Here is a 26,730-nt window from a genome sequence, read left to right as displayed (position 1 = left end):
GATAATTATATATTTAACAATCTTTTTTCTTTATTTTTCCCAAAAAATATAGTAAAATAAATGTACATAAATCACCAGACAAATGAAAAATTTTTTCCTGTAATATATTGACATTTTTTTAACAAAGCATTATAATAGTCTCAACACTTGTTAAATATTTATCAATATCAACAGAGAATCTTATCTCTCTGTTATATAAAACTATTTCATTTTACATTTTTTAAGGAGGATTTCCCATGGCTAAAAAAACAGAAAGCAATGTACCGGAAACCGTCAACAGCGTAGAAGCCCTTCAGGCAAAGATCGCTTCTATGCGTGAGGCCCAGAAAAAGTTTGCTTCCTATTCTCAGGAGCAGGTAGACAAAATCTTTTTCGAAGCCGCTATGGCAGCAAACAAACAGCGTATCCCCCTGGCCAGAATGGCCTGCGAAGAAACCGGCATGGGTGTTCTGGAAGATAAGGTTATCAAAAACCACTATGCAGCAGAGTATACATACAATGCCTATAAGAGAGTAAAAACCTGCGGTGTTGTGGAAGAAGACAAATCTTACGGTATCAAAAAGATTGCGGAGCCCGTGGGAATCGTAGGTGCAGTTATCCCTACTACCAATCCTACTTCTACCGCTATTTTCAAATGTCTGATCTGCTTAAAGACAAGAAACGCCATTATCATCAGCCCTCATCCCCGTGCAAAGAAATGTACCATTGAGGCTGCAAAGGTTGTTCTGGAAGCTGCTGTAAAGGCAGGGGCTCCGGAAGGAATCATCGGCTGGGTGGAAGAACCTACTCTGGAACTTTCCAATGAGCTGATGCGTTCTGCAGATGTGATCCTGGCTACCGGCGGTCCCGGAATGGTAAAGGCTGCTTATTCTTCCGGAAAACCGGCTATCGGTGTAGGTCCCGGGAATGTTCCGGTTATCATGGACAGCACCTGTGATATTCAGACTGCTGTATACTCTGTGATCCATTCCAAAACCTTTGACAACGGCATGATCTGTGCTTCTGAGCAGTCCGTAACTGCCATTGCAGATATATACGATAAGGTGAAAGCTGAATTTGTCAAGAGAGGCTGCCATGTTTTAAATAGTGAAGAACTGGACAAAGTCCGCAAGATCATCCTTACTGAAGCCGGCACCGTAAATGCCAGGATCGTTGGACAGCCAGCTTCCGTGATCGCTGAACTTGCCGGAATTTCTGTTCCGAAAGATACCAAGATTCTTATCGGCGAGGTGACTTCTGTGGATATCTCTGAGCCATTTGCTCATGAGAAACTTTCTCCGGTTCTGGCTCTCTACAAAGCGAAAGACTTTGATACTGCTCTTGACATGGCAGACCAGCTGGTAAAGGACGGCGGATACGGACACACAGCTTCTATCTATGTACATCCTTCACAGACAGAGAAACTGGACAAATTTGCAGACCGTATGAAGACCTGCCGTATCCTGGTAAATACACCTTCTTCCCACGGCGGCATTGGTGATCTTTACAACTTCAAGCTGGCTCCGTCACTGACTCTGGGCTGCGGTTCCTACGGCGGAAACTCTGTATCTGAAAACGTAGGAGTAAAACATCTGCTCAACACTAAGACCGTTGCCGAAAGGAGAGAAAACATGCTGTGGTTCAGAACACCTGAGAAGGTTTATTTCAAAAAGGGCTGTCTGCCTGTAGCTTTAGACGAGCTGAGAACTGTTTACGGCAAGAAAAAAGCTTTCATTGTTACCGATACATTCTTATATCAGAGCGGTTATACAAAACCAATCACTGACAAGCTGGACGAAATGGGAATCCAGTATGACTGCTTCTTTGATGTAGCTCCGGACCCCACTCTTCAGTGTGCACAGAAAGGTCTGGAACAGTTAAAAGACTTCGGACCAGATACTATCATTGCTCTGGGCGGCGGTTCCGCAATGGACGCAGCCAAGATCATGTGGCTGATGTATGAACATCCGGAATGCAAGTTTGAAGATCTGGCTATGGATTTCATGGATATCCGCAAGAGAGTCTATGTATTCCCGAAAATGGGCATAAAAGCCATGATGGTTGCCATTCCTACATCTTCCGGTACAGGTTCTGAGGTAACACCTTTCGCCATTATCACTGACGCAACTACAGGAACCAAATGGCCAATCGCAGACTATGAATTAATGCCTAACATGGCTATCGTTGATACAGACTTTATGATGACTCAGCCGAAAGGACTGACCAGCGCTTCCGGTATTGATGCTCTGACCCATGCGTTAGAGGCCTACGCTTCTATTATGGCTACAGACTTCACAGACGGTATGGCATTAAAGGCTGCCAAATTGATCTTTGACTACCTGCCATCTGCATACGAAAAAGGCGCAGCGGATCCTATCGCCAGAGAGAAAATGGCAAATGCTTCTACCCTTGCCGGTATGGCGTTCTCCAACGCTTTCCTGGGAATCTGCCACTCCATGGCTCACAAACTGGGAGCTTATCATCACCTGCCACACGGTATCGCAAATGCCCTGCTGATCGAGCATGTAATGCGCTACAACGCAGATCCGGCTCCTACAAAGATGGGAACCTTCTCCCAGTATCCATATCCACACGCTAAGGAAAGATACTGTGAAATGGCACGTTTCGTAGGTATCCAGGGTAAAGATGACGATGAAGTATTTGAAAACTTCATCAAAGCCATCGCTGATCTGAAAGCAAAAGTAGGCATCAAGAGAACCATCAAAGAATATGGAATCACTGAGGAAGATTTCATGGCAACATTAGATGAGATGGTTGAGAACGCCTTCAACGACCAGTGTACCGGCGCTAACCCAAGATATCCGCTGATGAGCGAAATGAAAGAAATGTACTTAAAAGCTTATCATGAAGGTTGATATTTCCTCTCTTCCCTATAAATGCCTGGGGCTGTGAGCAAATGCCTATGGCCCCGGCATATAAAAAACCTTAGCCAGGCTCTTTTTCCATACAGCCCGGCTAAGGTTTTTTCAACCTGCGGATAATTAGTCGGGCAAGAAAAATAAGCACCGTTCCCGCCACTGAAGACCCTCCGGCAAGCAGGCAGAACATCTCCAGATTTTTCCGGGAATATTCACTCTTTTCTTTTTTCTTCATAGTGTTCACCCTCTTATCAACCAAGTCAAACATGACCCTTAGGCTCGCTGCCTGCAGAAATGAAGCTATATTTTTATTATATAAGATCTATATAAAATTTAAGGCAGGAAATTGTAAATCCTGTGTAAATCTTACCGGTAAAGCAGCTCATTCCCTCTTCTTTCCAGACCTCTTTGCATATTGACTTTTCCCATGGAAGGCGCTATACTTACTTCATTCTAATGCCACGAGGAGATTTTATGATGTATCTTTTTATTTTTTCCAATCCCATTTGATGCCAGTTTTTCAGAGTCTTATCAAATTACGGATAATTGCCCGGATTTTGACAGGCTCTTGTTTTATTGACGTCAAATTTAATATGGAAAGGATAATGGAATATCATGAAAAGAAATCTCTGTCTTTTATACGGGATTGCTTTCTTACAGGGAATGGTGTTTTACAGTCCGGTTGCGGTTCTTTACCGTCAGGAAGCCGGGCTGACCCTTTTTCAGATTTCTGTTATAGAGAGCATATCCCTTTTTTTATGCTTTGGGCTGGAAATCCCCTGGGGGATCCTGGCAGACAAGATTGGCTATCGGCTGACTATGGGGCTGTGCTGTCTTATTTACTTTGTTTCCAAAATTATTTTCTGGAAAGCCTGGAACTTCCAGGATTTTCTTTTGGAGCGCATTTTTCTGAGCATTGCAGTCTCCGGGTTATCTGGAGTAGATATTACCCTCCTGTATTTCCATGCCCCTGAAGGAAAGTCTCAAAAAGTCTTTGGCATTTACGAAAGCATGGGAACCGGTGGGCTTCTCACTGCCGCTGTCTGCTTTTCCATCTTTTTAGAAAACCACTGGCGCAGAGCAGCCTTCCTGACTGCTGCTGCCTATGGACTTGCCTTTGTCCTTGCTCTGTTTCTCGGAAAACCGGAGACTCAGAGAGCGGAAAAGCCTTCGGGAAAAGCCAGCAAATCGCCTCTGAAACTTTCACAAAATGTCTTACACGCGGTCATCCCCTCCTTCCTGTTCTTTCTCTCCGGTGCCGGCTTTCTGGCAGAAACCCGGCAGTATATTACAGTATTTTTAAATCAGCCTCAATACATTGCCTGTGGCCTGTCTGCCGGAACCATTGCTCTGCTGTATATTCTGACCCAGATTGCAGGCATGGCAGGTCCCTGGTCTTACTCCCTCACAAAAAAACTGGGGATTCCTTTATTTTCAGCCTGCTGTTTTTTGTGTCCGGCTCTTTTGTGTTTTATTCTGGCCTTTACCCACAGTCCTCTGTGTTCTGCTATCTGTATTCTGGGAATCCAAGGCTTCATCTCTCTTTTTCAGCCTCTCCAGACAGAGCTTCAGAATCGGGGAATTTCCACCCCTCGCCGTGCTGCAGCTCTGAGTTTTCAGGCTATGTTTCTGGAAGTCACCAGTGCTGTATTAGAACCAATCTTTGGTTCTCTGGCTCAGAAGAATCTTGGTCTCGCTTTCAGCGCTGGAGGTTTCTTCTGCATAGGAGGATTCTTTCTGTTTCTTCTCTGGTACATATTTTTCTTCAGAAAACCGGCTGAAGTATAGTGTCTTTGGTCTGCAAGCAGCCCTCCGTCTCTGGCTTATATACAAAAACACAGGTAGCAGAATTTATTCTACTACCTGTGTTCCTTCGCCTAAAAACGTATATACTTTTCCATTCTCCAGGGTGATTCCCTTTGCCTCGGCCAGTTCCTGGACTGTCACAAGTTTGTACCCTTTTTCCATCAGATCCGGGATCAGCCTGAGAGCTGCATCTACAGACCACTCATGTATATCGTGCATAAGAACTATAGATCCATCCTGAACGTTATCTATAACGCACTGGTATGTCTGATCCTCACTTTTCGTCTTCCAGTCCTTTGTATCGATGCTCCATTTTATAATGGGCATTCCTGCAAGATCCTGAACACTCTCATTATATGTACCGCCAGGAGGTCTCAAAGTATCCGGAGCCCTTCCTGCCGCATTCTGGATCAGGCTGTTTGTCTTTTCAATTTCCTCTGTAATCTGTGAGCTGGTAAGTTTTGTCAGATCCTTGTGGTCATATGTATGGTTGGAAAGTTCCATTCCAAGCTCCTCCATCCGCTTCACTGTATCCGGATATTTTTCCACATTCTGTCCCAGCATATAAAAAGTAGCCCTTGCTCCGTTTTCTTCCAGGCAGTCCAGAAGTTTGTCCGTATATTGTCCTGGCCCATCATCAAAGGTCAGGGCTACCAGAGGCGGCTCTTTTGTACTGTCATAGACTCCATTTTCGTCAAAATAGCAGTCTTTTCCGTCGATCTGTTTCCAGCCGGTAATAATGTAACCATTTTCATCGAAATAATACTTTTCTCCGTCAATTTCCTTCCAGCCGTTCTGATAAATGGTCCCGTCCTCATTCCGATACCATTTTCCCTGTTCGTCAGTCTGCCAGCCGACAAGAGATGTACTCGATGCCATTTTCGCCACATCAGCGCCAGACATTACCGGCTGCTTCTGTGCCTGGATTTCTCCCTCTTTTGTCAGTTCTTCCACAGAGTTCTGGAAACTGTTGGTCTGTATTCTGTCCGCCAGCATATAAACGCCAAGTCCTACCAGGACCAGGGCCAGAAGGATAATCGCCGCAAAGGGCAGGCGACGTATGATCTGTCTTCGCTTCAACTGCCGCTGTTTCTCGGCCTTTCTCCGCTCTAGCATTCGAAGCAGCCTGGCCTCATATTCTTCATCTGTATGAATTTCCGGAAGCTTTTCTTCTCTATATTCCTTCTTTTTCAAAGATTTTATCCCTTTACTCATATATATCCTATACGGCTCCCTTGCTAGTCTTCTGTTCTCCCATTATAACCAATAGGTATACTTTTGTATAGGGAATTTCTCTATTTTTCTACACTTTTTTACAAAATATTTTACAAGATTCCCAGGTGTTCCAAAAGTATTCTCACACCCAGGATAACCAGGATAATACCTCCTGCCAGCTCTGCTCTGGATTTGTATCTGGCGCCAAAAATATTTCCCACTTTCACGCCTATGGCAGAAGTAATAAAGGTGATCACGCCTATCATCCCTGCTGCCAGAACAATGTTCACCTTCAGAAAGGCAAATGTAACGCCTACCGCCAGAGCATCAATACTTGTAGCTATAGCCAGGGGAAACATGGCCTTTGGCCCCATGTTCCCCTCTGGACAGACTTCCTCTTTATCCAGAGACTCCCTTATCATGTTCACGCCGATAAAGCCCAGAAGAATAAATGCGATCCAATGATCCACTGCTGTAATCTTATCTCTGAACTGACTTCCCAGAAAATAGCCCAGGGTAGGCATCAGAGCCTGAAATCCTCCGAACCAGAGACCGGCGGTCACCATATGTTTTACTGACAGCTTTTCCTGGGCCAGGCCTTTGCAGATAGAAACTGCAAAGGCATCCATAGCCAATCCCACGGCCAGAGAAAATAAAGTAATAATATCCATTTGCTAACTCCTCTCTTTTTCCCTTTTCGTTGATATCATCTCCTGTGAATCTGTACTTGTCCAGTCAACGACTGCACTTTACCTGGCATACTGGGCAAAAAAAATAGAAGGCACAGCATGGGCCTTCTACTATTTTATGATACAGAGACTCCACCTATGGCATTACAGGTACATGAGTCTCGCAATTTAAGACAAGCCAGGCAGATTATGCCAGTATGTTGACTTGCCACGTATCTTCTAATACGCTTCCTACTCCCTCACAGGATTATGATTTTGTTTAAAATATCACATTCTTTTTTAAAAGTCAATAATTATACTAAGAAAATCCTTTTTTCTATTACCCCTTCTCCTCCTTTTTATATAATGAGAAAGAACAGAAAGAAATATAGGATTCACTGTTTTCTTCTCTTTCTCTCGGATCTCAGACCCATATATCCGCAGAATACCGCTGCGGCTCCCAGCATCAGCAGAATGATCATAATGACATTCCATGCATTATATGGAAGCTCCCATTTTGTAAAGTCAAAGGGAATGATCAGGGAGTAGGGTTTATCGGGTTGGCCATATACCGGAATCATGATCTGGTCAAAACCGGCAGGCGCCAGCCATATCCACAGTCCCATCCAGGCAAAAGCTGCCGAGGCTCTCAGCCAGCGGTTTACCGGAAGATAGCGCAGCGCCCCCATAACGCCCCAGGGAAGGGCCAGGAACAGCAGGGCATTGGGGAGGCTTAAAGTCCAAAAGCTTCTGGGATTTCCCTCCTGAAGGGCTGCCACAAACAAAAGGAGCAGGAGAAATACCGTCTCTGCTGATAAATATAGGAGAGATTTATGCCGGTACAGAGGCAGATCCCGGAGGGTCTGCCTCAATATAACAGGCAGAAATACCAGTCCCAGACCCAGAAGAACGCCCAGCGCTGCAGTAAAGAACCAGCTTCCCTGATCGTTAAGATCACAGACCAGCAGCAAAAAGAGCAGTAAGCCGGTTTCTATCAGCAAATACATGGATATCTTCCTTTCTCCCATCCACTGGGACAGCGGAAGCTGGTATAAGAGCACCGGCATGATAAAGAGACTCAGACCAAAGATCACACTTACAGCTGCTACGGGAAACCAGGTTTCTCCCGCTGACAGGCAGGAAGCCAGAAGCAAAAGTATGGGCAGTCCTGTCACAGTCAGAAGATAAACGGATGTTTTTCTGTTGGCCATAGCCAGAGGCAGCTTATAATTATCAAATCTGGGATCCAGTGCCGCAAGAGCCGGCACCAAAGTCAGGGAGGCGGCCATCAGCACTCCGGCGGCTGCAATAAAAAACCAGTCCAGAGTATGGGAAGACGCCAGATTTCCGATGCCGCATCCCAGCAAGATCATTCCATAGATCACATACTGAATGATCCGGTAGTTTCGTGTCAGCTTCCTGTATTTTTGCGCCAGCTTCTCAGAAACTCTCCGGCTGGTGTCCTCGCTTCCCGTAAGAAGCTCGTGTTCTGTTACCTGCAGGATGGCGCAAAGGTTCTGCAGGATCGTAATGTCCGGATAGCTGAGCCCTCTCTCCCATTTACTGACCGCCGATTCTGTCACATATAATTTCTCAGCCAGTTCCTTCTGGGTCATTCCCAATTCCCGGCGTCTCTGGAGGATATAGGCTCCAAATGTCTTCTTATTTTCCATACACTTCATCTCCTCTCGATCAGTCACAGCAAAAGGCAGAAAATTTTACCGGCCTTGCTGTTTACTATCTACAGGATAGGAAGCAGAGTTGAAAAAGTCAAGAATACCAGGCGAATTTGGAACTCGACTGTTAGGAAAGTCCTTGTATTTACTGGGGTTTTGGGGTATTCCGGTTTCTCATATACTTTCATAGAAAAAGCCCCGGCAGGATAAGAATCTTATTCTGCCAGGGCAATATTGCTATATAATTTCCCCTTAATATTTATTCTGTTAAAAGGCTTTCTTTATGGAGCTCACAAGATTATCCACTTCTTCTGCATTTACCAGGAAATAGCTGTTTCCGTTTACTTCCAGCAGATCATAGGTATCGTCGTAAGAATAGTAGGCCACCTGGATTTCCGGATACTCTTCACTGTTTCTGTGGAAAGTGATTTTCAGTCCCGGTTCTTCTTCCTTTGTAATCTTCTCCTCCTCGGCCTCTGCTTCCAGCATTATACTGCAGATTTCCTGATAAAGGGTGGTAAAATCTGTTTTCTCTACATCTTTATTTCCAAATTGGTATTCCCCATTTACGGAATCCACATTCATTTCATAAGATTTCTTTCCTGCCTGAATTTCCAGACTTTCTACTGTATCAATGTTAACCAAAACCGGAATCTTCAGAATATAGGAAAACGGGTCTAAGCCGAAAATAGAATCTATGGTGCTGGCTGACAGCTTATATATCTGATCCTCAAATCCCTGTACTGCTGCAAAACGATTTCCTGCCCCATCTTCATTTCCCAGAATAATAGTGGCTGTCTTATCTGCATAGTCTGTCTGTTTTGCCTGGGTGGCATCCAGCGTATTCACAAAGTCAAGTGTGATACTTGTCTGTGAATCAGCAATTCCTGTATCCATTTCAGCATCTACAGCTACTGGCGCCTGAAAATCCAAGCCGCAAAGCACATCAAAAAGATCATACATTGTCTCTGTATTTACCGTCACAGTCTCATCATAGGGATTCAGGATTTCCCAATAGTCAAAATCCATCTTGTACCCTGCCGGTTCATTTGAAAGGTTGAAAATCTCCTGACCGTCTTCTACCAGTACCACCTTTCTGATGCCATCTGCCACAAACTGTGGATGTTCCGCCTGAGTGGTCTCCGGCTTTTCTTCCTGGACCTGACTGCTCTCTTCCGCATTCTCTGCGGTTTCCTGGCTTTCTCCTGAAGCACTTTCCGTTTCCGCTTTAGTCTCCTCTGTGTTTCCGCATCCATATACTCCTGACATTCCAAGGGAAACGCTCAATCCCAGGATTACGATTTTCTTTTTCCAGTTCTGCATAGCTCTTCAGTCCTTTCTCTTTCCTCTGGTCAAAATTCCCCTCCTGTTCTTCTACTAAATCATGTACATTCACTAATATGTAGAAGGGACAGGATAGGGTATGCCTATTCTGCCCCTTATGTTAACATAAGTAGTTTTCCTTTTCTATAGAGAAATCTGTCTTCTTTCTTTATCCAAGTGTCACATTTATTTCTGCTGATTTTTTCCCTGTAAGTTCCTGGCTTCTTTCATCAGGCTGTGAAATTCCGGCAAAAATCTTGAAGTTCCTGCTGTCTACATGACGCTCTCCTGCCTGGTCTACAACTGCCATAGCTCTGTTTGCTACAGTAAGAGTAACGTTCTTCTTCTCTCCCGCTTCCAAAGCCACTCTTCTAAATCCGCACAGGCTATGATTGCGCACTGCCAGAGGAGACTCCAGATCCTTAATATAAAGCTGCACTACTTCTTCCGTAGCTCTTGTCCCTTTATTCTCCACAGTAACTTCCACTTCGATATCAGAATCTGCAGTCACCTGATTGAGCACTTTCGCAGATGTAACCTCAACATCCCCATAGGTCAGACCATATCCAAAGGGATACAGCGGTTCATTTTCAATATAACGGTAAGTCCGTCCTTTCATAGTGTAATCCGTAAACTCCGGCATGCCTTCCAGATCTTTATAAAAAGTCACCGGAAGCTTTCCTGAAGGAGAAGTCTTTCCGAAGAGCAGGTCTGCTACAGCCTTTCCTCCTCTGGCTCCCGGATACCATGCCAGAAGGATTCCGTTACAGTTCTCCTGGGCATAATTTAAGTCAATCGCACTGCCTGCCATCAGAACAACTATGGTAGGTTTCCCTACTGCAGCCACTTTTTCTATAAGTTCTTCCTGAACCTTTGGCAGATGGAGGTCATTTTTATCTCCTGAAGCATCGCTGTTTCCTGTATCTCCTTCTTCACCTTCCAATGTCTCATCAAGCCCCACGCAGATTACCACTACATCGCTGTGCTCTGCGGTAATTACAGCTTCCGAGATACGATCCTGTTCCCACGCCAGGTTTTCTACTCTGTCCTTATATAAATGACAGCCCTGAGAATATAAGACTCTCACGTCTTCTCCTACTTCGTCTTGGATTCCTTCCAGCACGGTAATATATCTGGATGAAGTTCCATGGTAATTTCCAATCAAAGCAGCACGGCTGTCTGCATTAGGTCCTACTACTCCAATAGTCTTGATCTTCGATTTATCCAAAGGCAGCACACCGTCATTTTTCAGAAGTACACAGCCTTTTCTGGCTATATTAAGGGCTTCTTCCACATGTTCTTTACATTCTACCTTTTCATATGGAATTTCATCATACTCGCTTCCCTCAAAAAGTCCCAGAAGATATCTTGCTGTAAGAGCCCTCTCTGCCGATTTTGTAATGTCCTCTTCCGTGATCAGTCCGTCTTCTACAGCTCCCAGCAGGTGCAGATAAGTATTGCCGCAGTTCACATCACATCCTCTCTTCAAAGCAAGTGCAGCTGATTCTCTGGCATTTTTTGTAATTTTATGGTTTTCATGGAAGTCTTTGATGGCCCAGCAGTCAGATACAAAATGTCCGTCAAATTTCCACTTGCCTCTCAGTACCTCTTCCATTAAATACTGGTGTCCACAGCAGGGGTCTCCATTTGTTCTGTTATAAGCTCCCATAACAGATTCCACATCCGCTTCTGTCACTAACGCTTCAAAAGCAGGAAGGTAGGTCTCCCACATATCCTTCATTGTGGCTTTTGCATCAAATTCATGCCGGATCGACTCAGGGCCGCTATGTACTGCAAAGTGTTTTGCACAGGCAGCCGCTTTCATTACCGGTCCGTCTCCCTGAAGTCCCTCTACAAATTTCACACCCAGACGTGATGTCAGATAAGGGTCTTCACCATAGGTCTCATGTCCTCTTCCCCAGCGTGGATCTCTGAAAATATTCACATTAGGAGACCAGAATGTCAATCCCTTATAGATATCTCTGTCTCCATGTTTCGAGTATTCATTGTATTTTGCTCTGCCCTCTGTGGCAATAATGTCTCCTACTTTTTTCATCTCTTCCTCGTCAAAAGCCGCAGCCATTCCGATAGCCTGAGGAAACATAGTAGCAACTCCTGCCCTTGCAACTCCATGGAGCGCTTCATTCCAATAATTATATGTAGGTACTCCTAGTCTTTCTACTGGCGATGCGTCATATTTTAACTGAGCTGCCTTTTCCATAAGTGTCATTTTACTTACCAGCTCTTTTGCCTTTTTTCTTGCCTCTGACCGTTCTTTTTTAAAATTTTTCATACACTATCCTCCGTTCTCATTGATGTACGTGTTTATTTTACACTGGATCCCAAATCTTTCTCTATCTTCTTTATGCGAAAAACTGCCCATTTATTGCTCTATGATCCTGTCCCTTATTTCTGCATTTCTTCCCGGTATTTTGTAGGAGATTTCCCTGTATGCTTCTTAAAAGCCAGAGAAAAATAATTGGTGTCACGGTATCCTACCATCATAGCAATCTTTCCTGTCTTCAGGCTGGTGGTTTCCAGAAGAGATTTTGCCTTTTCTATGCGCTTCCGTACAATATATTCATTACAGCCTTCTTTAGTTACTCTTTTAAACAATCTTGAAAAATAATTTGGCGTAATATACAGAGACGCCGCAATATTTGACACTGTAAGTTCTTCTGTTAGATGTTCTGAAATATAATATTTTGCTTTATCTACAATCTCATGAACACTTTCCTCTTCCTTCCCCAGCATTTGATTCAAAAACATCTCTGTTACCTCACATGCCTCTTCACGATTGGCAGACAGAAGACTTTTTGATAATGCATCCAAGCGTCCCGACTCTGTCTCCTTAGACTCCCCCATATAGGCAAAATAGGTGGCAGATGCCATCTCAAAGCAAAGCCTGCGCACTGTCTGCTGCGATAAATTATAAGACTTGGTAGCCTTTGCAAATGTGCGGAAAGCTTTCATAACATACTCGGTATTTCCCGTGTTGGAACACATGATTCCCTTTAGCTCACTGAAAATATCACGGAAAATATTATTTTTATTCTGCTCTCCGAAAGTCTGGATAATATCCTGAATACTTTCCTTCTCTGTATCTAACAGATATTTAGCATCATTATAAGAAATGTGCAAATTCGAAAATCCCGATACAGCACTTCCCATCACAATCTTAGGGTTCGTGTCAAACTCATCTTTGAGAATTCCTGAAAGTTCCTCAATATGTTCCAAGACCGAGCTCTCTTCCTCTGTAAAATAAACAATTCCTATGATACCATCATCGGAAAAAGTGATTCCTTTTCCCTGAGCGTCTACAACACTCATGCAAATATTTTTCACCGACATCTCGTGAAAATCCTGCTCTGATTCCTGTCCGGAATAATTTTGGGCAGGCATGATCAGCACAATCTGAAGTCCCTGGTCCATCTGAAATCCATAGTACTGTTCCAGAACACCCATGAACTCACTGCTTTCCTTAGACCGGTTAATAATTCCTCTGATGCACTTTTCCAGCTCCATCTGTTCTGCCGTCCCCTGGGTTCTCTGGCGAAGAAGGAAATTCCGCTTTTCTTCTTCGGCTTCGTTTAAATACGCCACCTGTTCTTTAAGAACTCTGGAAAGATTTTCTTCCTCAATTGGCTTCAGAAAGAAGTCCTGAACCTGAAGGCGGAGACTCTGTCTGGCATACTCAAAGCTATCATATCCCGTAAGAACGATCACTCTTAATTCCGGGATTATATCCCTGGCTTTCTCGATCAATTCCAGGCCTGTCATTCCGTTCATCTGGATATCTGTGATCATAATCTGGGGTTTGTAATTTTCCAAAACATCCAGGGCTTCGGTTGCCGAAGCCGCGGTATATACTTCGCCAATCCCCAGCTGTTCCCAGGGAATCACTTTTTTCATTCCCATACGGATCATCTTTTCATCATCAACAATTAAAGCTTTATACATTTATCATATCCCCTTTTAAAATTCCCTCGTCCACTTTTGTAGTATAGGGAAGCTGTATTTCTACAGTCACTCCTCCAAACTCATTTCTAAGATAATACAGACCATAATCTTTCCCGTAAAGCAGCTCGATCCTCTTATTGACATTCCTTACTCCATAGCCAAAAGATTCATCATACTCTGAAAGCTGCTGGTTCATAGCGTCAATCTGAGACTGAGTCATTCCGCTTCCAGTATCCTCCAAAGTAATCAGCACCGTATTTTCTTTTCTTACAGCCTTCAGAAAAACACTTCCTTTTCTTCCTTCTTTTACTTTTATCCCATGATAAATAGAGTTTTCCACCAGTGGCTGAAGAGTCAGCTTAGGAACCATTGCATCTTTACAGGTATCATCAACCTGAAACTCACTTCCAATAATGTTATCGTAACGCATATTCTGAATGATCAGATAATTCTTGATATGTTCAATCTCTAATCCTAAAGAAATCACATCATGCCCTTTGCTGAGACAAATCCTATAGTATTTTGCTAAAGCCATAACCAATGTGGAAATTTCTTTATTTCCATCTGCCATAGCCTGCCAGTGAATACATTCCAGGGTATTATAAAGAAAATGGGGCTGGATCTGGGATTGCAGAGAGTTAAAACGAATCTGCTCTATCTGATGCTGCTCCATTTTTACCTGTTCCATAAGTACCAGAATTTCTTCCATCATGGAATTAAAGCCTGTAGCCAGTTTCTGGAAATCTTCTCCCATACTCGCTACATTTAATCGGGACTCCAGGCAGCCTGCCGCTACCTCGTCCATTTTCTGTACAGTCTGATCCAGAGGCCGGTATACCCGGCTTATGATACCTTTTATGACAAAAAAGCTCAGAATAACCATGAAAAAAAGAATTGCCGTCATAATGATAATAGTTCGGACGCTGGGAGCATACAGCTCCATATTTTCAATACTGCTGACAATGTAATAGTTCCAGTCTGACACTTTCTGATAGATATAGAGCCTGCCCTCCCAGGAAAATTCCCCTTCGCTTCCTACCATTTTCTCTTTATAGGATACAGTTTCTCCAATGCTGTCCAGATCATGATCCGCAATAATCGTACCGTCTGTCTGTATTACTGCTGTCTGCCTTCCAGTTCCTGATTTATCTTCCAGGATCTGTTCCAGCACCGGATTTGTAAAGTTCATGCACAGAAGTCCTCGTTCCATCATAATGGTATTCAGATCATAGATCGGAAAATATACACTAAGCGTATATCGATCTCCCCTGTAGTACTTGTTGGAAAATCCTATGCGTATAGTACCATCCCGCACTTCCCCGCACTGCTGGTAATCCTGGGCATAGACCTGCTGAAAATCGCTCGAAGTTAGCGCCTCTATCCCTTTATAGAGATAATCGTCCATCTGATAGCTTACAATGCCGATAAAATTCATATCTGGATACATATTCTGACAGCTGGTCATAGTATTAACCGCATTGTTGGCATATCCGGTATAGGAAGGATCTCTCTTGCTGGTACAGTGAAGATAGCTCTGCACCGTATCATCCATTACAATAGCTATGGCGAGGGCTTTATATTGTTCCAGAGAAGATGCATAGTTTTCAGACATGGTATCATTATTTGTCTGCAGCAGTTCTATGGATTTTTCCTTCATGGAGGTTACTGAGGAAATGGTGGATACAGCCAAAATAATCAAGGTCATAACAATAATGGCTGTGGTAACCAGAACCTGCATTTTCTTATCCAGTTTCCATTGATTAATTTGTTCTATCCACTTTTTCATTTTTGCCCTCCTAATGTCTTTACTTTCAAGTCTCTATGAATATTAGTATATATTTATTTTTAACCTATGTCCACAGGTTTCCTTTCGCTTAAGATTAAAAAAAGGGCGTATAAAACGCCCTTTTTGAATGAACTCAACCTTTTACAGCTCCTGCTGTCATACCTTTCACCAGCTTATCCTGGAAGATAATAAACATTATGATCATAGGAAGCAGTGTCAGTGTCAGAACCGCCATGATCATAGGCGTATTCATGGAATACTGTCCCTGGAACTCCCAAATAGCCAGAGGCAGCGTCCGGTTTTCAGAGGACTGTGTCAATGTGTATGCGAAGGAGAACTCATTCCACATATTTACACCGTTATAGATTGCCAATGTAGCCAGTCCTGGTTTGGAGAGCGGGAGAATCATGGAGAAAAACATTTTAATCTTTCCGCATCCGTCGATTTCCGCAGACTCTTCAATCTCCCTTGGAATCTCTTTCATAAAGCTAGTAAGAATAAACACAGAAATCGGAACAGCAAACGCTACATAGGGTCCGATCAGCGCCCAAATACTGTCATAAAGACCTGTGGCCTGGGACATCTTAAACACAGGAATCAGTGTAATGTGTACTGGAATAGACATACATGCAACAATTCCTGCATAAATAGGATTCGCCAGCTTGAACTGGAATCTTGCCAAAGGATAAGAAGCGCAGGAGGCAATAAACAGAAGCAAAATCAGGGAAATTGCAAGCACGATCACACTGTTCATAAAATATTTTCCAAATCCGCCTGTAAGCACTTCCTGATAATTCGCAAAATTCAAGCTCTGGGGAAGTTCAAAGACACCCACTGTAAGCATTTCAAACTTCTCTTTAAAAGAGTTTAATACCATGAATATAAAGGGAAGGAAAGAGACTACCAGGTAAAAAATTGCCAATGCAAAGGCGATTACCCAGCATATTATACTTTTTACTCGACTTTTCTTATAAGCATCCATATGTTTTTACGCCTCCTTCTTTCCATTTATCAATTTCATTGTAATAAGAGCGATCATAGAAATCAGAATGAACATTCCGCCTGCAACAGCAGAACCGTAACCCATGTTGAAGTTGCTGAAGGACTCTTTATACATATATGTTGCCATTAATTCAGTAGAAGTTCCCGGACCGCCTCCGGTCATTACGTAGATCAAATCGAAATACTTCAAAGAACCTACCATAGATAGAATGGCTGCACTCTTCATGGATGGCACCAGAAGAGGAAGTGCTATTTTCCAGAAATACTGTCCTCTGGTAGCTCCGTCAATTCTGGCTGCTTCAAATACATCATAGGGAATATTTGTAAATGCAGCCATAAAGTATACCATATAGAACGGTGTAAACTGCCAGCATATAACAGCGATTACTGTAAGCAGCGCAGTTTTGGGATTTCCCAGAAGGTCAATGTTTCCGCCTCCAAACCAACCGGATATGGTACTTACAATACCGCCGTTTGTAGCCAGAGCATAGGTGAACAGGAAACCAATAGCTACAGAAGACATCAGCAATGGAATAAACCAGATAACTTTAAATACCGTAAGTTTTTTCCCTCCAAAGTCCAGGAAGGTGGCCAGGGCAAGTCCCAGAGGAATCTGGATTACAATAGAAAGCACCATGATGATCAGATTGTTTTTAAAAGCAATCCAGAAACTTTTGTCCTGGAGCAGTGTGATCCAGTTCTGAATACCAATAAACTTTCTGTCAGCAGAAATTCCATTCCACTGATATGTACTGGTGATAAAGGTATCTACAATAGGATAAAAAATGTAGATTACCATCAGAATAGTTACCGGTGCCAGGAAAAGCGCCGCTACTTTTCTCGTATTTCTCTGCCTGATGACAAGCAAAGAAGTACTCTTTTCTTTCATAATGAATTCCCTCCTTCTTATTACTTTAAGAACTTTTTGATAGTATCAATACTACCAAAAAGTTTAACAAAACTACATAGAACAATCTTCCCAGAATCTATAAATTTCTATCCATACTGTTCATTTTTTATAGATTTCTTTAGCGGTTTTATCCAAAAAGAAAGGCTCTGTTTCCAGAGCCTTTCCGATTATTCCGTCATGTTGCTTATTCTGCTTTCTGAGCATTATACTCTTCCATTGCCTGCTGCATGGATTCCTGGGCTTCCTGAGGAGTCATAGTGAGACCAAATACCTCCTGAAGACCATCCAGATGTGCATTTGAAACTGCTGGCGGCAGATACTGATCGTACCACAGCTGGATTTCAGATGCGTTGTTAGCAGCTTCTACAACCTCTATTGTAATTGGATCTGTCAGTTTTTCTTCAATTCCGTTAACTGGAGGAATCTTTCCGCTTTCTACTCCAAGGTCAATTACCTCGTCAGACAGATGTGCTTCAGCACACTCAAAAGCAGCTTCCAGTTTTTCACCCTCACAGTTAAATACAATAAACTGGTCACCTACTGTACCGATCATAATAGATGGGTCAGCCTCAGAGCCTTCAATTGCCGGGAATGGGAACCAGCCTATCTTCTGATAAAACTCTTCGCTGTCAGTAGAGAAAGTACCTGTATACCAGGAGCCGCAAAGAAGCATACCTGCTGTTTCCTGATACATTAACTGTTTTGCCTGTCCATCATCTTCACTCAGAGAGTTTACACCATCTGGGAAGTATCCTGCATTTACCCACTCCTGGATCTTTTCTCCAGCCTGGATAAAGCATTCATCAGTAAAGCTTCCTGTTCCTGCAACTGCATTCTGGAACGGTTCCAGTCCGCCGTATCTTGCAGCCAGATTCATAAAGTACATAGAACCTGTCCATTTAGAGCTGTTTGCCAGAGCGAATGGTGTAATACCGTTTTCTTTTAAAGTTGCACAAATATTTTCCAGATCAGCTAATGTAGCAGGCTCTTCCAAACCATATTTCTCGAACATCTCTTTGTTATAGAAAATACCTGACATAGATACATTCTGATAAGGAACTGCATAAATATGATCATTATAAGTTGCCTGACCGATGGCAGATTCCATCAGTTTGTCTTTAATCTCAGAATTATTAAACAGATCATCAATAGGCTGACCGAATCCAGAGTCAATATATTCATACATAGGTCCTCCAGACCAGCAGGAATACATATCCGGGCACTCACCAGAACTCATAGCCACAACCAATTTTTCTTTGTAAGAGTCATTCTGAGTTGGAACAGATGTTACAGTATATCCAGATTCCGTTTCAGAGTTGAATTTTTCAACCGCAGCTGTAACAATATCCTTATCAGGACTCTCTGTACCAATGTTCCAATACACAATCTCCTTGTCATCTCCTGAACTGGAACCGCCTGAACTGGATCCGCCATCACTGCTTCCACCGCCTGAACCGCCGCAGGCTGCCATAGAAGCTGCCATCAGAACTGCCATGGAAAACGCTGCCAGTCTTTTCATTCTTTTTTTCATACTCTTTCCTCCTTTTCCTTTTGCCATTCGGCATCTTCAATAGTTTTGATGGCTATATCATAGCATTCCATGTATATAATGCCCATAAAATAAAGTGTCCTTCTTCTATAATTTTCTTTCTTTTCTATCCTCTATGTCACATAATTATAGAAAAAGCTCTCATATTTTTAATAGTTGATTTTCCACTGAGATACTGTTATTCTTTTTATTATTACATTATTCCTTGGAGTCTGAACTATGAAAAAGATTTTCTCCGGTTTCCGCGAAAATATAGCTTATCCGGATTCTTCCAATTTCCGGGTAATCCTCCAGAAAGGCTGCTATCATATTGATCCTCACTGGCATCCCTGTGTGGAGATTATCCTGCCCCTTTCCGGGGATTATCAGGTAAAAACTGAAGAAGAAACGTATCATCTGGATAAGGGCGATATTATATTTCTACACTCCGGGACTATCCATGAACTCACCGGGTCTTCCAAAGGCACCCGGCTGATCTTTCAGTTTGACGTGGAAATTCTGTATTCCCTGAGAGAATTCCAGTCTCTGCTGTTTTCCTTCCCCTCTTTTTTTATTCTGAAGCGGAACATAAAAAATCCTACTTATATAGCAGCAGAGAAACTCCTCCTCTCTGTGATACTGGAGTCCAGACGCAAAAAGCTCCTCTGGGAGGCCAGTCTATATTCCCTGGTCCTGCAGCTTTATACCTTGCTTTTCCGGTCTTCTGCTCTTCAAATGCAGATTCTTCCCGGTAAAAATCCAGGCAGAATAACTGGCCGCCAGGAAACTCATCAATATCAGGAAAAATTTCTGGCTGTATGCCAGTATCTGAATCAAAATCTCTCCTCAAATATCACTCTGGAAATGGCAGCCTCCTATGCAGGCTTTTCCAAATTTCATTTTTCCAGACTTTTTAAGGAATTTGTTGGAATGTCTTTTTCTCAGTATGTTACCGGGCAGCGGCTCCACAAAGCAAAACTGCTGCTGTTGACTACCCAGGCATCCATAACCGATATTGCAATGGAAGCCGGTTTTAACAGCAGCAGCACTTTTAACCGGGTTTTTTATCAATCTGAAAAAATGTCCCCCTCAGGTTTCCGGCAGAGTCATGCAAAGCTGAAAACCTGATTTGCCGATATTTTATTCTCGTACAATCTGCTTATTATCTGTCCCATTTATCGCACATAGCGTTGATCTGGTCTGCAAATCTGGCCAGATCTTTGTTTGCTCCGCCTTCATTATGACGGATAACTGTCATAAGCCTCTGTCCAGCCGCAAGTAATCTTGCATATACTCCAGCAGCTTTTCTGGTCTTTGCCTTCTCTCTTGCATGTTTTACTGCAATTCCCAAAGTTTCCTTTACTACCTGGCCGGAAAACAGATCTACAATGGTTCCGCTGTAAGGCGCTACAGCAGAATATCCCAGCTCACTCTCCAGTCTTTTAGCAAAGAGCTCACATACCTGGTCATCTCCATGAGTTACAAAGACTTTTTCAGGCTTTTTCTTGAAGGCTCCTGCCCACCGCATAAGTCCTTCATTATCTGCATGTCCGCTGATTCCCGGCATCCGGATGATTTCAGCGTTTACATGTATTTCTTCTCCGAAAAGTTTTACTTCTGTGGCTCCTTCGATCAGGGCTCTTCCCAGTGTTCCAACTGCCTGATATCCCACAAAAAGTATCGTACACTCCTGTCTCCAGAGGTTGTGTTTCAGATGATGTTTAATACGTCCTGCATCACACATTCCGCTGGCAGACAAAATAACTTTTGGCTTCTCATTCACATTGATCGCTCTCGACTCGTCACTGGTAATAGACAGCTTTAACCCTGGAAATGTAATAGGATTGATTCCCTGATTGATCAGTTCCATGGCCTCTTCATCATAGCATTCACTGTAATGCTCTTTAAAAATCGTTGTGGCCTGTACTGCCAGAGGACTATCTACATACACTTCGAATCCCGGAAATTCCGGAAGAAGATTATCCGCCTTGATCTTTCTCAGGAAATACAGCATCTCCTGGGTCCTTCCTACGGCAAAAGAAGGAATGATCACATTGCCACCCCTCTGGAATGTTTTTCTTATGATACTGGTGAGAGCTTCTATATACTCCGGTTTTTCCCCATGGCTTCTGTCTCCATAGGTAGATTCCATGATCACATAGTCCGCACTTTCCAGGTATTCCGGGTCTTTGATAAGAGGTTGCTCTGTATTTCCAATATCTCCGGAGAATACCAATTTCCGCTCTTCTCCATCTTCTGTAATCCACAGTTCAATACTGGCGGAACCTAAAAGGTGTCCCGCATCTACAAAACGCACTTTGATCCCTTCTGCCAGCTCAATGATTTTATGATAATCACATGCTGCAAACTGCCGGATCACTCCCAGGGCATCTTCCATGGTATACGCAGGAACGAATTCCGGCTGTCCATTTCTCCTGGCCTTTCTGTTCCGCCACTCTGCCTCAAACATCTGGATATGAGCACTGTCACGAAGCATAATATCACAGAGGTCACAAGTAGCCGCAGTAGCGTAGATTGGTCCCCTGAACCCCTTGGCATAGGCCAATGGGAAATTTCCCGAATGATCAATGTGGGCATGGGTCAGCAGGGCAAAATCGATCTCAGAAAGAGGCACGGGAATCTCCTGATTTTCATACTGGTCCGGCCCCTGCTCCATACCACAGTCCACAAGAAACTTTTTCCCTGCTGCTTCCAGAAAATAACAGCTTCCGGTTACTTCATGGGCAGCCCCTATAAAAGTCAGTCTCATAAAAAACCCCCTTTTTGTTGTACTAACCCCAGAGTAAAAAACTCCCTTTGCTCATTGCTTTACGGTATAATGAATCTGCTATTTTCATTATACCCCAGAGGGGAAAGAATGGACAGAGATTTTCTGGAAATTATATAAAATTTATTATTCTTTCCAATAATTCCTACAATATTTTATTTATTTTATAAACTCTTCTTGCATTCATTGATTTCCTCGTAAGACGTATCGCAGAGCATCATAATCTGCTCATTAGTATAGCCTTTAGAAAGCATATTGATGATAATCTTACGGCGCTCTTCTTTTATGCCTTCTTTTCTTCCCTGAATTCTTCCTTTTTCAATATTCTCCTGATCTCTCATCAATAAAGTCATATACTCATGCCTCCACTTCCGATTTTTCTTTGCCTCAGCAACTGCTTTCTCAAGCTCTTCTACATAAGGGTCTGGGGTTTTTCTGCCATCTACATAATCCAAAAAGGCTTTTAGCTGGGGAGTTACATCTTCTCGGTCACTCTTTGTATTCAAAAAAATTTTTACCGCTCCATCCCTCAGCACGATTCCGTTATTCTGTATACATATGTTTTCAAATGTATATATGTGTCTGTTATCCTTAAAGATGTCTTCCATACAGATGAAAATTATATAGCTTTGGTTCAGTCCTCTGTAAGATTCTCCTCTGTTAATCAATTGAAGGTCTATCATCCCCTGATAATATCTGCTCCTTTTGGGTAGCTCACCATTATTCGTTGTCTGCATTTCGATATCATAGACTTTCTCTTCAGAATCCTTTACATATACATCCAGCCTGACACTTCTTGCATCTACGTCTTCCTTAATCGATTTCTGCAATTCCGGATATTCAATACGCTCAATCTCCAATTCTGGAAAAATCCGTTCCAAAAGCTGTATACATAATTTCGGGTTACTCATTACTTTCCCAAATAAAAAATCATTAGATAAACCGAGACTTTCCCAATCTTCCTGCCGTTCATTTGTTTCCATACTTATAATCTCCCGCACTATTGTTATTATGCTATCTTTTGTATGGATATTTCTATATTCATTATACAAAAGGGGTAGCGGAATTACAATATTACGGGACTGGGAGTCAGGGTTGTTTCATGAACTATCCATGAGCAGTACTACCTTTTACAATCTTGTTATTACATCTCTCATATCGTTTCTGGTAAGCTGGTTACGTAAAAAAGCGTAAACTATCTCCCTATCCCTTTACAACGCTTTTTTCCAGAGGTATTCTTTATATATAGTCAATACAGACTGGCTATGCCCTGAAACACATACTGTTCCCGCAAGGCGGCATTGTCACAAAAGCAGTCCATCATTTCTGTCATTATATTTGTCAGGCCTGTTTCATACATTGCCAGGCGTAAGATATTGTATGCATATTTTCTGATGAGAGATAGATTGTTTCGGGACTTTTTGGCTGGCGATCGATCTTCCCTGAATGTGTCGTCCAGTACATGATGAAGCCGGTTCTCTATTGACCAGTGCATTCTTTTTATGTTTCCCAGTTCCTCTGCACTAAGGATAAGGTCTGATATCAGTGCCATACACTGCACATCTTTCCCAGCTCCTTCTTCGGCACAAGGAACTGGGACTCTTCTGGAGCCTCTTTTCAAAAACGCTTCCTTTGACGGAGTAATATCATTCCCCTGGCTGTCTCTTTCAACGGGGATCCTCACCTGCTTGATCCGACCAATACTTTGAACGTGCGGCCATTCTTTTTGGCTTTTGGTCAGATTTGAGGCATCCTTACATATTTGGCATCTCCTATATTCATCTCTGTCCCGATTCCTTTCCACCTGGATGACCTCTTCATATTTTTTAAGGAATTCCCCCATTACAGGATCTAAAGTTCCACCTTTTTTCTTTTTGATGTTTTCCCCTTCCAGTTTATCCATGAACGTATGGATCTCCTCATAAGCCTCTGGCTGGTTTTTCTTTACTGCCATCACAAAATGCCCTCCCTGTTCATGGATCTGTTCCATGATCGCCGTCTGTGTCCCAATCGCATCAATCGTTACGGTGCTTCCCTTTATATCCAGAAGCTTTAATAATTCGGGAATCACCGCAATCTCATTCGTCTTTGCATCTACCGGAAGCTGTGCAAGTATCAATCCCCGGACCGTTTCCACCACATTCAGCAGCATCGGGGTTGCCGCACCTTTCGTCTTCTCCGTTGCGCCGCGCAGTCCTTTCCCATCAATAGCCAGATGCGTATTCTTCGAGTCCACGATCTCGCCGATCCATTCCATAAAAGCATACAAGGCTAATTCCTCATCAATGCCGCACAGCATTCGTGTAATGGTAGAAGGCGAAGCGATCCCGTGTTTTAATTCCATATGTTTCTGCAGCTCTTCCAGATGGTTTTTGCACCATTTAAGGCTCCTGCGGATTGTTGTCCGGCCGCAAAGGAATCCAAGGGTGACACATACCAGCATTTCTGCAAGATCGTGTTTTTTTTCTCTGCCGCATCGATAATCCGGGATCTGCCTGAAATAATGGATCAGCTTTTCTGTCAGAAATGTTCTTTCAGCACATTTCCAAGGACACCTGGATCTTCTTCAGAAGCTCCTGCTGTTCTTTATTCACTTTTGAAATGATTTCATTTTTATCCAGGCATACTAAATAGATCGTTTCCAGTCTGTGCAGTTCTGCCATACCAACACCCCATTTTTTATAGATCCTGCGGGACAGGGATGATGACTGAGCTGCAAACTGATATCGGAAATCCGATTCCTTTTTCACCGTCCGTGTTTTCTGGATATAAGAAGTTGGAGACTGTTTTAAAAGAATGATGGAAAGCACATCCTGCCAATCATTCCCCAATGGTTTTTTCCAGTTATCCGGGCATAGCTCCCAGACGGCTTTTGAAAATCCGTATTCCCACACCTCCGCATTGGTTAAAGATACTTTTCTTTTATTGCTTTGTATGACTCCTTCCGGAGTGATCACGCCGATATAAGTATCGACTGGCTGCGGATACTTTTTCCCTTTTATGCGTCGGGATGTCCTTTTATAGAGATAATACGAATCCCCTTTTTTCTTCACAGTAGTTCCCTTTGACCGATACTTTTGGACCCAATCCGGATACTTTTTTTCAGTTACTGGCATAATATCCTCCTTTCCGTATAGGTGGAGTATACCTATACAGAAACAAAAAGTCGAGGGTTATACATGTATTTGTATAACACGCATAACCCTCGATAAAATCTGAACTTCTTATACTTTTAAAAATCATTCATGAAACAACCCTGACTGGGAGTTTATCTTGGTTATTCGACAAAAGTTCTGGATTTGTTGTATTGAATGTGAGAGGTGGGTATAAGAAAAACTGGAGTCCGAAAATTAGGATTCCAGTTTTGTTTTTAATTAATATTTACAAATAGGGATGATAGTAGATCAAACAATATAATAGATGAGGGCGTAAAATTTTCTGTGTCTATAGGGAAAATCTTCTTTGATAAGAACCAGATATGTATAATTGTATTGTCCAAATTTCTGGTTTTCTGCTGTCGAATTATTTATCTGATAATAGTATTGCCCATTCGACTCAGGTTATACATGAATTTTATAATTTTTTCAGCACAAATAACGGCATCAGCAATCCCTTTTCGTGGGCTCTGCCCACACCCGGCCTCGGGAATAAGCTGGGATTTTCTGGGAATACTATAAATGCCGAAGGGATAAGGTGAAGACAGGAGCTGGATGTGTTTACATCCACTCCTGTTTTCTGTTTACAGGTATGCTGTCAGTCTTTCATCGTATAAAATGATCAGTTGGTTCAACACCTGATCCCAGTTCCGATAACGCTGAGTCCACTTCTTTGTTACATTTCTACTTGCAAGAAACAGCATCTTTTCAAGAGCGGTATCACTTGGAAACACACTCTTTGTTTTTGTAACTTTCCTGTATTGACGGTTCAGTCCTTCTATGATATTTGTTGTATACATAATTCTGCGGATATCTCCGGAAAACTGAAAAAAAGAACTTACATCTTCCCAGTTGTTTTCCCAGTTGCTGATCGCATAGGGATATTTCTTCCCCCATTTTTCCTTAATCGTTTCCAATTCCGAAAGAGCTGCGGATTCATTGGGTGCGTTATAAACAGCCTTGAAGTCTGCAGAAAACTTCTTCAGATCGTTATAATTCACATATTTAAAAGAATTGCGCAGCATATGGATTACACAGCGCTGGATCTGTGCCTGTGGGAAAACGGCCTGGATTGCATCTTTAAATCCGGGGAGGCCGTCTACGCAGAAAAACAGCACATCCTGCACACCACGATTTTTCAGGTCGTTGAGCATTCCAAGCCAGAATTTACTGGTTTCATTCGCTCCCACAGTAATACTGAGGATCTCCTTATAGCCTTCCACGGTAACTCCCAGTACAATATAAGCAGCACGGCTGAGGATTCTGCCATCTTCACGGACTTTATAATGGATGCAGTCCATGAAAACGAACGGATATACAGGGTTTAATGGACGTGACTGCCATTCCTTCACTTCCGGCAGGATCTTGTCCGTGATTTTGCTGACCATTTCAGCGGAAAGTTCAATGCCATAAAGTTCCTGAAGCTGATCATGAATATCCCTTGTACTCATTCCACGGGCATAAAGAGAGATCACTTTTTCCTCAATCCCGGAAATATCCCGCTGATATTTAGGAATCAGCTTTGGTTCAAACTCACCATTGCGGTCACGGGGAACATCGATCTGGAATTCCCCATACTGGCTTTTGAGTGTTTTGGAAGAATGTCCATTCCTTTTATTATCGCTCTTCAGATCACCTTTACAATTTTTTTCATAGCCCAGAGTTGCATCCATCTCGGCTTCCAGAAGCTCCTGCAGGATATATTTGAAGCTGTCTTTAAGAAGGGTGTAAACATCAGCCACACTGGTAATGTTGTTTTCTGTAATAATCTGTCGGATTTGGTCTTTTGCTACTGCCATAAATAAACTCCTTTTCGATAAGAATTGTCATATCTGTAATTCTTACCAAAAAGGAGCCATTTTTTACCAAAGCCACAAAGTTTTTTACACTACCATGCTAAATGCTTCATTTACCAATAGTTTTTTGAAGCCTCAAGGCCTGAGGTTTTGTTGTCATGCCCATTTATCTGGAGCTACTTGGTTTCCTATAGTTTTTGCACAGAAAATCCTGTATAATCATGGGTAAGAACAAAAGATTGAAAGTCCATAGGTAGTG

19 protein-coding genes are annotated in these 26,730 nt (G+C 42.8%); 3 read left to right on the top strand and 16 right to left on the bottom strand.

The window, feature by feature from the left end:
- The first annotated feature begins 236 nt into the window (after positions 1–236).
- Entirely contained in the window at positions 237–2,855 is a 2,619-nt protein-coding gene (gene adhE / locus B5G33_RS14470; RefSeq protein WP_087418168.1) for a bifunctional acetaldehyde-CoA/alcohol dehydrogenase, read from the top strand.
- Positions 2,856–2,955: 100 nt separating this feature from the next.
- Here the strand turns inward: adhE and B5G33_RS21395 are convergent, their stop codons facing one another.
- Entirely contained in the window at positions 2,956–3,093 is a 138-nt protein-coding gene (locus tag B5G33_RS21395; RefSeq protein WP_158229626.1) for a hypothetical protein, read from the bottom strand.
- A gap of 380 nt (positions 3,094–3,473) precedes the next feature.
- Here B5G33_RS21395 and B5G33_RS14465 point away from each other — a divergent pair, with 380 nt between their 5' ends.
- Complete coding sequence (locus B5G33_RS14465; protein ID WP_087418167.1) at positions 3,474–4,646, top strand: MFS transporter; 1,173 nt, start codon at positions 3,474–3,476, stop codon at positions 4,644–4,646.
- Between the two features lie 63 nt (positions 4,647–4,709).
- On the opposite strand, the gene B5G33_RS14460 is transcribed toward B5G33_RS14465, so the two are convergent.
- From B5G33_RS14460 to B5G33_RS14415, 10 genes are all read right to left on the bottom strand, one after another.
- On the bottom strand, positions 4,710–5,879 hold the full coding sequence (locus B5G33_RS14460; protein ID WP_087418166.1) for a polysaccharide deacetylase family protein: 1,170 nt from the start codon (positions 5,877–5,879) through the stop codon (positions 4,710–4,712).
- 110 nt (positions 5,880–5,989) lie between these two features.
- On the bottom strand, positions 5,990–6,550 hold the full coding sequence (locus B5G33_RS14455) for a manganese efflux pump MntP (RefSeq protein ID WP_087269559.1): 561 nt from the start codon (positions 6,548–6,550) through the stop codon (positions 5,990–5,992).
- Between the two features lie 392 nt (positions 6,551–6,942).
- Positions 6,943–8,220 (bottom strand): helix-turn-helix domain-containing protein, encoded by a 1,278-nt coding sequence (locus B5G33_RS14450; RefSeq protein ID WP_242974713.1) that lies wholly within the window; start codon positions 8,218–8,220, stop codon positions 6,943–6,945.
- A gap of 270 nt (positions 8,221–8,490) precedes the next feature.
- A complete protein-coding gene (locus tag B5G33_RS14445) occupies positions 8,491–9,546 on the bottom strand; it encodes a hypothetical protein (RefSeq protein ID WP_087418164.1) in 1,056 nt (351 codons plus the stop codon).
- Positions 9,547–9,715: 169 nt separating this feature from the next.
- Complete coding sequence (locus B5G33_RS14440; protein ID WP_087418163.1) at positions 9,716–11,839, bottom strand: glycoside hydrolase family 3 C-terminal domain-containing protein; 2,124 nt, start codon at positions 11,837–11,839, stop codon at positions 9,716–9,718.
- Between the two features lie 113 nt (positions 11,840–11,952).
- Entirely contained in the window at positions 11,953–13,506 is a 1,554-nt protein-coding gene (locus B5G33_RS14435; RefSeq protein ID WP_087418162.1) for a response regulator transcription factor, read from the bottom strand.
- Positions 13,499–15,292, bottom strand: a complete 1,794-nt coding sequence (locus tag B5G33_RS14430; protein WP_087418161.1) for a sensor histidine kinase — start codon at positions 15,290–15,292, stop codon at positions 13,499–13,501. Before B5G33_RS14430 ends, B5G33_RS14435 begins: the two co-directional genes overlap by 8 nt.
- A gap of 133 nt (positions 15,293–15,425) precedes the next feature.
- Positions 15,426–16,274: a carbohydrate ABC transporter permease gene (locus tag B5G33_RS14425; protein WP_087269544.1), complete on the bottom strand. Its 849-nt coding sequence runs from the start codon at positions 16,272–16,274 to the stop codon at positions 15,426–15,428.
- 6 nt (positions 16,275–16,280) lie between these two features.
- Positions 16,281–17,183, bottom strand: a complete 903-nt coding sequence (locus B5G33_RS14420) for a carbohydrate ABC transporter permease (RefSeq protein WP_087269541.1) — start codon at positions 17,181–17,183, stop codon at positions 16,281–16,283.
- Between the two features lie 205 nt (positions 17,184–17,388).
- Complete coding sequence (locus tag B5G33_RS14415) at positions 17,389–18,735, bottom strand: extracellular solute-binding protein (RefSeq protein WP_087418160.1); 1,347 nt, start codon at positions 18,733–18,735, stop codon at positions 17,389–17,391.
- A 237-nt stretch (positions 18,736–18,972) separates the two neighbouring features.
- Here B5G33_RS14415 and B5G33_RS14410 point away from each other — a divergent pair, with 237 nt between their 5' ends.
- Positions 18,973–19,860 carry an AraC family transcriptional regulator gene (locus B5G33_RS14410; protein WP_087418159.1) on the top strand — a complete coding sequence of 296 codons (888 nt, stop codon included), beginning with the start codon at positions 18,973–18,975 and terminating at the stop codon, positions 19,858–19,860.
- Between the two features lie 34 nt (positions 19,861–19,894).
- On the opposite strand, the gene B5G33_RS14405 is transcribed toward B5G33_RS14410, so the two are convergent.
- The 5 genes from B5G33_RS14405 to B5G33_RS14385 form a co-directional block, all read right to left on the bottom strand.
- Entirely contained in the window at positions 19,895–21,502 is a 1,608-nt protein-coding gene (locus tag B5G33_RS14405) for an MBL fold metallo-hydrolase RNA specificity domain-containing protein (RefSeq protein WP_087418158.1), read from the bottom strand.
- 182 nt (positions 21,503–21,684) lie between these two features.
- Positions 21,685–22,503 (bottom strand): Rpn family recombination-promoting nuclease/putative transposase, encoded by an 819-nt coding sequence (locus tag B5G33_RS14400; protein WP_087418157.1) that lies wholly within the window; start codon positions 22,501–22,503, stop codon positions 21,685–21,687.
- A gap of 266 nt (positions 22,504–22,769) precedes the next feature.
- Positions 22,770–24,029, bottom strand: coding sequence for an ISAs1 family transposase (locus B5G33_RS14395; protein WP_275532823.1), 1,260 nt, complete (start codon positions 24,027–24,029; stop codon positions 22,770–22,772).
- A 25-nt stretch (positions 24,030–24,054) separates the two neighbouring features.
- Positions 24,055–24,636, bottom strand: a complete 582-nt coding sequence (locus B5G33_RS14390) for a hypothetical protein (protein ID WP_087418155.1) — start codon at positions 24,634–24,636, stop codon at positions 24,055–24,057.
- Between the two features lie 623 nt (positions 24,637–25,259).
- Positions 25,260–26,474: an IS256 family transposase gene (locus tag B5G33_RS14385; RefSeq protein WP_087418154.1), complete on the bottom strand. Its 1,215-nt coding sequence runs from the start codon at positions 26,472–26,474 to the stop codon at positions 25,260–25,262.
- Between the last annotated feature and the right edge of the window lie 256 nt (positions 26,475–26,730).

Source organism: Blautia sp. An81, from assembly GCF_002161285.1.
In the GTDB taxonomy this organism is placed as follows: Bacteria; Bacillota; Clostridia; order Lachnospirales; family Lachnospiraceae; genus Blautia; species Blautia ornithocaccae.
The sequence above is the reverse complement of the archived record's forward strand: the minus strand, read 5'-3'. Positions and strand labels throughout refer to the sequence as shown.

Coding starts and splice junctions, on each gene's coding strand:
- adhE (WP_087418168.1), top strand. CDS start 237: ATGGCTAAAAAAACAGAAAGCAATGTACCGGAAACCGTCAACAGCGTA.
- B5G33_RS21395 (WP_158229626.1), bottom strand. CDS start 3,093: ATGAAGAAAAAAGAAAAGAGTGAATATTCCCGGAAAAATCTGGAGATG.
- B5G33_RS14465 (WP_087418167.1), top strand. CDS start 3,474: ATGAAAAGAAATCTCTGTCTTTTATACGGGATTGCTTTCTTACAGGGA.
- B5G33_RS14460 (WP_087418166.1), bottom strand. CDS start 5,879: ATGAGTAAAGGGATAAAATCTTTGAAAAAGAAGGAATATAGAGAAGAA.
- B5G33_RS14455 (WP_087269559.1), bottom strand. CDS start 6,550: ATGGATATTATTACTTTATTTTCTCTGGCCGTGGGATTGGCTATGGAT.
- B5G33_RS14450 (WP_242974713.1), bottom strand. CDS start 8,220: ATGGAAAATAAGAAGACATTTGGAGCCTATATCCTCCAGAGACGCCGG.
- B5G33_RS14445 (WP_087418164.1), bottom strand. CDS start 9,546: ATGCAGAACTGGAAAAAGAAAATCGTAATCCTGGGATTGAGCGTTTCC.
- B5G33_RS14440 (WP_087418163.1), bottom strand. CDS start 11,839: ATGAAAAATTTTAAAAAAGAACGGTCAGAGGCAAGAAAAAAGGCAAAA.
- B5G33_RS14435 (WP_087418162.1), bottom strand. CDS start 13,506: ATGTATAAAGCTTTAATTGTTGATGATGAAAAGATGATCCGTATGGGA.
- B5G33_RS14430 (WP_087418161.1), bottom strand. CDS start 15,292: ATGAAAAAGTGGATAGAACAAATTAATCAATGGAAACTGGATAAGAAA.
- B5G33_RS14425 (WP_087269544.1), bottom strand. CDS start 16,274: ATGGATGCTTATAAGAAAAGTCGAGTAAAAAGTATAATATGCTGGGTA.
- B5G33_RS14420 (WP_087269541.1), bottom strand. CDS start 17,183: ATGAAAGAAAAGAGTACTTCTTTGCTTGTCATCAGGCAGAGAAATACG.
- B5G33_RS14415 (WP_087418160.1), bottom strand. CDS start 18,735: ATGAAAAAAAGAATGAAAAGACTGGCAGCGTTTTCCATGGCAGTTCTG.
- B5G33_RS14410 (WP_087418159.1), top strand. CDS start 18,973: ATGAAAAAGATTTTCTCCGGTTTCCGCGAAAATATAGCTTATCCGGAT.
- B5G33_RS14405 (WP_087418158.1), bottom strand. CDS start 21,502: ATGAGACTGACTTTTATAGGGGCTGCCCATGAAGTAACCGGAAGCTGT.
- B5G33_RS14400 (WP_087418157.1), bottom strand. CDS start 22,503: ATGGAAACAAATGAACGGCAGGAAGATTGGGAAAGTCTCGGTTTATCT.
- B5G33_RS14390 (WP_087418155.1), bottom strand. CDS start 24,636: ATGCCAGTAACTGAAAAAAAGTATCCGGATTGGGTCCAAAAGTATCGG.
- B5G33_RS14385 (WP_087418154.1), bottom strand. CDS start 26,474: ATGGCAGTAGCAAAAGACCAAATCCGACAGATTATTACAGAAAACAAC.